The sequence below is a fragment of the Bacillus sp. AM 13(2015) genome, assembly GCF_001518755.1.
Lineage (GTDB): Bacteria > Bacillota > Bacilli > Bacillales > Bacillaceae > Bacillus > Bacillus safensis.
In genome coordinates this window covers 1-7,785 of record NZ_LKCP01000006.1, presented here as the reverse complement: position 1 = coordinate 7,785, position 7,785 = coordinate 1, and the positions used below count along the sequence as shown (strand labels likewise).

At 41.8% G+C, this 7,785-nt stretch carries 8 protein-coding genes; 2 read left to right on the top strand and 6 right to left on the bottom strand.

The genetic code is table 11. From position 1 onward, the window contains the following. Positions 1-106: 106 nt before the first annotated feature. From AOQ70_RS01190 to rfbF, 5 genes are read right to left on the bottom strand one after another with little or no spacing between them, the layout of a single operon-like run. Complete coding sequence (locus AOQ70_RS01190) at positions 107-1,036, bottom strand: putative nucleotide-diphospho-sugar transferase (RefSeq protein WP_059374570.1); 930 nt, start codon at positions 1,034-1,036, stop codon at positions 107-109. Beyond that, a complete protein-coding gene (locus tag AOQ70_RS01185; protein ID WP_059374568.1) occupies positions 1,037-2,227 on the bottom strand; it encodes a glycosyltransferase family 2 protein in 1,191 nt (396 codons plus the stop codon). Continuing rightward, complete coding sequence (locus AOQ70_RS01180) at positions 2,224-3,135, bottom strand: putative nucleotide-diphospho-sugar transferase (RefSeq protein ID WP_059374565.1); 912 nt, start codon at positions 3,133-3,135, stop codon at positions 2,224-2,226. The genes AOQ70_RS01185 and AOQ70_RS01180 overlap by 4 nt, the downstream gene beginning before the upstream one ends. Positions 3,136-3,147: 12 nt before the next feature. Then, positions 3,148-4,119 carry a GDP-mannose 4,6-dehydratase gene (locus AOQ70_RS01175; protein WP_039177044.1) on the bottom strand — a complete coding sequence of 324 codons (972 nt, stop codon included), beginning with the start codon at positions 4,117-4,119 and terminating at the stop codon, positions 3,148-3,150. A 4-nt stretch (positions 4,120-4,123) separates the two neighbouring features. Continuing rightward, positions 4,124-4,888: a glucose-1-phosphate cytidylyltransferase gene (rfbF, locus tag AOQ70_RS01170; RefSeq protein WP_039177042.1), complete on the bottom strand. Its 765-nt coding sequence runs from the start codon at positions 4,886-4,888 to the stop codon at positions 4,124-4,126. A gap of 355 nt (positions 4,889-5,243) precedes the next feature. Between rfbF and AOQ70_RS19015 the strand changes: the two genes are divergently transcribed. Both AOQ70_RS19015 and AOQ70_RS01165 read left to right on the top strand, forming a co-directional pair. Further along, entirely contained in the window at positions 5,244-5,393 is a 150-nt protein-coding gene (locus AOQ70_RS19015) for a DUF1540 domain-containing protein (protein WP_072367870.1), read from the top strand. A 200-nt stretch (positions 5,394-5,593) separates the two neighbouring features. Further along, complete coding sequence (locus tag AOQ70_RS01165; protein ID WP_039177040.1) at positions 5,594-6,673, top strand: DUF3900 domain-containing protein; 1,080 nt, start codon at positions 5,594-5,596, stop codon at positions 6,671-6,673. A 63-nt stretch (positions 6,674-6,736) separates the two neighbouring features. On the opposite strand, the gene AOQ70_RS01160 is transcribed toward AOQ70_RS01165, so the two are convergent. Then, positions 6,737-7,785, bottom strand: a 1,049-nt coding sequence (locus tag AOQ70_RS01160; protein WP_059374564.1) for an MFS transporter, incomplete at its 5' end; no start/stop codon positions are given.

The window sequence follows — 7,785 nt, the reverse complement described above, 5'->3', positions numbered from 1 at the left end:
TACCGATATTAGGCATCCTAGCCTTCTTACTTCCTAGCGACCAAACCATCTCCAAATGGAATGAATCATAAAAGGAAAAACCGCTCAAATCAATATGAGCGGTTTTTCACATCTCATAGAAATGTGTATCAGGAACATGCTTCTTTGCAATAAACCCTTGCTTAAATTCTGGAAATACCTTTTGCACCTGTTTGATTTTTCGATGAATCAAGTCAGCATAAGGAATATACAGGTGATCCACAAGCTTTTGTTCTGTCATATAGTAATACCAATTCAGATTAAAGGTCTTCTCATCAATGATCGTAAAGGCAGAAAAATGATAGAACAAAAGTGGACATTCGTCGAGATACATATCCCCTTTTACAACTGAAAGCTTGTAGTTTTCAATGTTCCAAATCGCCGCATTGGCTCCTTTAGATGTAACGATATGAACCCCTTCAAAATCATCAACCCATCTTTCCACATATCGCTGATCTCCATACGTCTTTTTTTCTGTATCCATTTCTACTGTACAATGTGCAAGACAGTTTTCTTTCCATTGCGTGACTGCCTGTTTGGCAACATCTGTGTTACGACAGCCTACAAACCCAGTATTAAAACGGCCAGACAACTCGTAATAACGATAGAACCGCTCGGAATTCATATGATCCGTTAAAAATAAATGAGCGCTTGGATTCTCTGCAAAAATCGCCTCTGGATCATGATAAAAATACAAATCTGTATCCAGATGGGCAAGATAATCCGCATCTGAGGACTCAAGAATGTTGAGCAGAAAAGCAGGCTTTAACGTCCAGCAATACTCATGGAACGTTCGATCTTCTTTTGCCTTTCGCAGCGTGTCATCTTCAATGTCCTCAAGCTGTTCATATTGAACATGCGGGTGAGGGAACTCCCTTAACACCTTATAAGCCAAAGGGTCTGCACATAAAACGGACAGCTTGAAGGCATGAGCGTTTTGTTCAAGCGAATGAATCAGCGCCAAAAGCTTAAAGACATGGGTATTCGACACAATGGTTGTAAAGTGATAAGACGCCATTTACAACACATCCACTTGGAACAAATCAACGCGCAACAGCTCTTTCGTCAGCCCTTGAATGGCTTCTACAAGTACCGTGCAGCCATATTCCTGCCGTGCAAGCTGCGCGGCTTCTGCCAGCTTTTTCAAAGGAACATGCTTGGCTGTCAGCATATCTTTTTTATCGCGTTTGATGCCTACATTCCGCTCTGTGATCAAGTGAATCAGTTCTAAAAAATAAGATAACAGGTCATCAAATGCCGAATTCTCACGCAGCTGCCGAACTTCTTTCACAATATCATTTGTCACAGTATGAGAAAACGGACCGGAGAAAGCCAAATGGACATCAATAGAGTCAATATTGTTGTACTTCTCACACATATACAAAATGTTGTATTTGATGTCATCAAACGACGTTAAATTACTTGGATGCTCTTGATGCACGCTCATGATATCCTCTCGCAATTCAAAGGAGAGACCAAGCTGATGCAGACGAATCCCTAAATCATAATCCTCAAATCCGTAACGAACGATATTTTCATCAAACATCCCTAGTGCCATGACATGCTTCCGTTTGACAGAGGAGTTATTTGTAATAAAAAATCGCCATGGCAGCTCATAAGAACCTAAATCATAGTGGTACGTATTTAAAATGTCTTTCAGGATATCTATAAACTCAGACTGCAAATCGAAACTTTTCTCAAGAAATGCACCATTTTCGACTTCTTCCAATGATAAAAGAGGCGTTTTGTCCTCCATTTTCCGTTTATACAGCCCTTGCTTTTTCAACCGCTTCATATGATCCTTATCAAAAGCTGTGTAAAAATAGCGATAAATCCGCTTCCAGCACACACCGCAAATAACGAGATCCTCTCTGCCAGCATGAGCCTCTGCATGCTTTTCAATAAATCTCGGTTCTGCCAGCATATCACTGTCATGGAAAATGAGCAGATCTCCCTCCGCCTCGCGAATGGCATGATTACGCCCCTTTGCAATCCCTTGATTGACAGGAATACGCACCTTTTTAAACGGAAAGTTCACTTCAATGTTCTCGAGCATTTCCATCGTGCCATCTGTTGAGCCATTATCGGCAACAATGACCTCAAATGGAATATCTGTTTCCTGAAGTGTTAAGGAAAAAAGGCTTCCTTCTAAACGCTCTTTGGCATTATAGCTTGGAATAATGACGCTTACCTTTGGCTTTTCGTTCATGCGTCATCCTCCTCCCGTTTGGCATAGCCGTTAAACAGCGGATCGACCTGCTCCACAGATTCAATCACATGGCGAAGCACTTCCCGATAGGCTTCTTGGAAAAACGGCAGGTCATTTCGTCCTTTTTCATGAATTTGCTGCATCTCATCCTTGCTCACAATCCGAAAGCCGCTGAAATGATAGCAAATGAGCGGGTGCCCATCCTCCAGGAGAATACGTCCATTCTCCTCCCGATAAGAATGCTGCCCATAGTTCCAATGGCCAATATTCACACCTTTTGTCTCAATATCTTCTACATTGTCAAACAGCCTCGGCATATGATCCAGATATCCTTGATCGCCAAACTTGCCTTCTCCCGGTGCATTTTTACATTCTTTTAAGCATTCTTCTTTCCACCAGCTGAGGCATTTTCGTCCGGCTTCATCTCCTTTAAAATGCAGAAAGCCTGAGTTATAGCGTCCTAAAAGCTTCTGAAGCATCTTCACTTCCTCAGCATCAAAGCTTGGAATGACAATATCCCCTCGCGAAATTAAAACAGAGGCATTCGGCTGATGTTGAAAAATAACCTGAGGGCTCTCATAAAAGAATAAATCCGCATCAAGATAAGTCACACTCTTTGCCTGCTCCTGTTCAAATAACCACTCAATCCAAATCGGCTTTAAGGTCCAGCAATATTCCGATGCATCCCGTTCCTCTTTTTTCTCCAGCAGTTCTGGTGTTTCGAGCTCCCGTACATGAACAAGATCCACATGCGGGAAATTCATTTGATGAAGCAAATCAAATGCAGCATCATCCATACATAACGTCTTGATGACAGCATCATCTTCTACTTGCTTCAACGATAAGAAAAACGCAATGGCTTGATAAAGTCTTCCACTTGAAAGAACCGTACAATATATGCTGTTCATCTTTTTACACCTCTATTTTTGAAAGAATTCGCGATACCATTCAATCGTCTTCTCTAAACCTTCATCAATGGAGTAGTCAGGCTTCCAATCAAGCAGCTTTCTCGCTTTCTCTGCCGACAAATATTGATGCTTAATCTCATGTGTTCCTTGGTTCAAAATACGAGGCTTCAGCTCACTTCCCATTGCCTTTAAAATCTTATCCACAAGGTCAAGCACTGTCAGCTGAATTTCGTTACTAAAGTTAAAGGCTTCTCCCGCCAGCCCTTTTTCCTCCATCTTCTCAGCTAGCAGCAAATAAGCCTTCACTGCATCTTCAATGTAGAAGTAATCACGAATAAATGTCCCGTCACTTCTAATTTCCGGCGCCTTTCCTTCTAACACAAGCTGAATGGTTTGCGGAATGATTCTGTTGAAATTCAAATCTCCGCCTCCGTATAAATTACCGCAGCGTGTAATACAAACCGGAAGACCATATGTGTTGTAGTACGTATGAGAAATAAGATCTGCACAGCTCTTCGAGACATCATACGGATGTTTCCCGTTTAATGGCATGTCTTCATCATATGGAAGCTGCTCTTGATCACCGTATGCTTTGTCACTTGATGCCACGATCACTCGTTTGATCAGCGGCTGTCTTCTGCAAGCCTCCAGCACATTCCATGTCCCTAAAATATTCGCTTCAAATGTAGAAACAGGATGTCTATTTGCGACCCCCACAATGGCTTGGGCAGCCAAATGGAAGACGGTGTCAATTTCATATTCTCCTAACGCACGTTCAATCGTTTGCATATCCTCTAATGCGCCTTGCACCACATTCATTTTTTCAAATTGACTGCCTTGATATAAATTCGATCGAGGCACCTGATCACGCACAAGTCCAGTCACGTTTGCCCCTTGATCAATCAATTCCTTGACGAGATAGCTCCCTAACAGCCCTGTACATCCAGTTACAAATACGTTCTTTCCATTCCAAAATCCGCTCATGCTGTCACCAAACCTTCCATGGTTGTTTTCCATCTGTCCACATGTCGTTGATTTCCTTCAGGTTTTTATACGTATCAATTGCTGTCCAAAATCCGTGATGCTCATAAACGGCAAGCTCTCCATCATCCGCTAGGTTTTGAAGAGGCTCCGCTTCAAACACGCATTGGTCATCGTCTGTCAAATAATCAAATACCTTTGGAGACAACACAAAAAATCCTCCATTGATCATCCCGATACTGTCTGTCTTCTCAGAGAAGGATTGTGCCATCCCGTTATACACCTTCAGTGTCCCGTACTGGGACTTCTTTTCAATGCCTGTGACAGTAGCAGCTGCACCAAGATCCTGATGACGTTTCAGCAAATGAAACATATTGATATTGGCCAGTCCATCACCATACGTCATCATAAAGGTCTCATCACCGATGTAATCCTGTGCCTGCTTTAAACGTCCGCCTGTCATCGTATCTTCACCTGTATCTAAAAAGGTGATTTTCCAGTTCTCCGATTTCCCTAATAGCTTCATTTCTCCTGTCGCCATATCGAGCTGCATGCTGTGGTGCTGCCAGTCGTAGTTCAGAAAGTACTCTTTGATCTTCTCTCCTTTATAACCAAGCAATAGGATAAATTCGTCTACACCGTAATACTGATAGATTTTCATAATATGCCATAGAATAGGCCGATCTCCGATCATAGCAAGTGGTTTAGGAAGCGCTTGTGTGACCTCACTCATTCTCGTTCCCTTTCCTCCGCAGAGAATGACTGCTTTCATCTTCTCCCCTCATCTCTCTATGAAGATTTTTGATTAAAAACCCTATCTTTATGCGGAAAATCAGTACATGTACCCTCATACTTTGTCCGACATCAGGTTTTGAATCTACTCTATTCATATGTCGAAATGAGAGAGTGTGCCACCTAGCATTTAACTATTTTTACAAATAAAAAAAGAGCGAGATTCATATTCTCGCTCTTTCAAAGTTTAAATTGTATATTTTCAGGGTAGATGGTATGATAAACATGTGCATAACCAGCACAAACAGCCTCTTTCTATAAAGAGACTACTAGATTGAATGAATACAAGTGGCAGCTTGCTTCATTCTCAATATGAATCACGGAGGTGAATTCCCATGGCACAAAACGTTCTTTGTGAAGTGAACTCTTGCCGTTTCTGGGCTGAAAACAGCTGTACCGCTTCTACCATTAAAATTGGTAAAAACACGATGACTGAAGTGACTCGCAATACTGAAACTGATTGCGAAACATTTGAAACAAAATAATCTATTTTTCTCTGAGATGAAGGAACTGGCAGGTTCCTTCTTTTCTTTTATCATTCTATCAAGAATGATAATTATTATCAAGTGTTTTTCAATAAACATTTCTCGGGAAATAATGACACGATATTTCTCCATTCGTTGACGATTTTCACTCCTTTTTCTATACTCAACATATCCGAAGAAGAAAAAGTGGTGACCAATCAATGGATTTTACGATACGTTTTCTATCATTCTTTGTCGTAGAAATTGAAGGCAAAGATGAACAAGCAAATAAACGATTTAAACATTATCAAACACTAGATCAAGAGGAATTTGAACAAAGTGAGCTGAAGGACTTTTTAGACGGTGAACTGAAAAAAATCGTCAAACGAAAAGTGGACAGACACCCTAAATCTGAACAAGTACCGACCAAAATTGGCCGATTTATTGTAGAACCCGGTCATGAGCTCGATTCAAACCCAAACTACAACCTATTTCATCAAACGAGATTTGCAGATACAAAAGAATTGTTTAATGAATGCAGTGAACAGTTTGTTCGCACATATTTAGATACAAGTGCTGTCAGAGGCGGCGTTTTTTTAGTGGCTTCTGCCGTTCCTAAAAAGTATTTCGACGATTCCTTTGTCTTTATTATGAAATGCGATTTCGAGCAGAAAGTGGCTTCTATCGCTGATACATCTACCTTGATCAGAAAAGTCGAAATGGCCATTACAACAAAAAACATGAAATCAATTCAATACCCGTTTATGCCAGAAGAAGGCATGACTGAAGAAGCTGAAGTGAAAATTCACCAATCCTCACACGCTCGTTATTTTGAGGACTTTTTGAAGTTCGTCGAATACGGTGAATCCATGCCTGAAATCATGAAATCACAGGTCATGAATATGGTACAGGAACAGGTTTTTGAAACATTACAGGATGAAAGTGAAGAATTAAAGCAGTTTGAAGAGGATCTTGAAATATGGGAAGCGAGTGAAAAACGAGAAATTAGAGAAACACTCGATACAGAGCAGGTCACACAAGCAGCCTCCCATATTGTTGAACAAACTCCTGATATCACAATGAAAATGCGTCTAGGCGAGACGGAAATCAAAGGTCTTCTTGCAGACTTTGGCCACTCGATCCATATTGCAAAGCTCAACAATCGATATGTCGTGCTCGTTGAAGCAGATCAAATCGTCTTCGAAAAAGGAAGCACACCTGTTGAGTTTCATAAACCAAATGGGTTAAAAGAGGTGGTCAGCCAGCTGACGCAAAAAGCCTATGATTCAGATGTAGAATAAGAAACCATGACTGCTCTTGCATTCAGCGCAAGAGGCAGTTTTTTTGTATAAGACCTGAATTTATTATGCTGGATCAGAAGAAACATGCAGCTCCCTGCCTCTTGCCCACATGCTGACAAGCAATAAGCTTATGATGAGCATCAGCCAAAAGACGCTGCTTGATCCAAAAAACTGAATCATCGTATATCCGAACAAGGGTCCTAAAGCTGCTCCCATATCTTGAACAAAGGAATAGCTTGCGAGGAAGCGGTTTTTATCGGTTTGAGCAGAGGCTTTTTGAAAGGCAAGCGTATCCGTTAATGTCGTTAAGACTGTTGACAGCAGCTGGATCAAAAGCAGCATCACAAGAAACCAGCCGCTGACCTTCAGCATGACCGCCAGAAAACTGAGACCTCCAAATGAAAGAAACATCCAGCAAAGCGTTCGTTCCTTCATCACAAGGCCATCAAACCATCTGCCCGTTTTCGGTGCTACAAATGGTTCCCACCCCCATCTGAGCGCTTGAATGATGCCACTTAAAGCCGAAGCTCCAATGACAAAGCCGAACAGAGCAAATTCACCATCACCGATCCTTGCTTCAATGACATGACTGAGTGTTGATGCGAATAACCCTTGTATCACAAGTGCGATCAGCATACCTGTCATTAATACTTTTACAACATCTCGTGCAAGCCACCGCTGTTTGATGACTTGATACACCTGCCCCTCTTCTCCCTTTTCAATCTCATCCAAAGAGACATAAAAAATGACCCCTAGTAATGTGAGTAAACCAAAAACAAGCGTCATGGACTGGAAGCCGATCAGGCTGGCAAATATTCCGCCAAATAACATGCCAAATAAACTGCCCAGCCGGTAAAGCCCATTATAAATGCCCGTATAATGCCCCTGTGAGCCTTCGTCCATCTCAGCAATTAACCTCATTCCACTCATACGCAATAACGTCCATGCCAGCCCCCAAGCGCAGCGGCAAATCAGCAGCAGCCAAAAACCGCTCACACCATATAGCATCGTGGTTACTGATGCAATCAATATAGCGATCAATACACCTGTTTTCATTGGGACAAACCGATAGAGCCACCAAACGGCAGGCGTTAGCGGGATGCGGATGAATC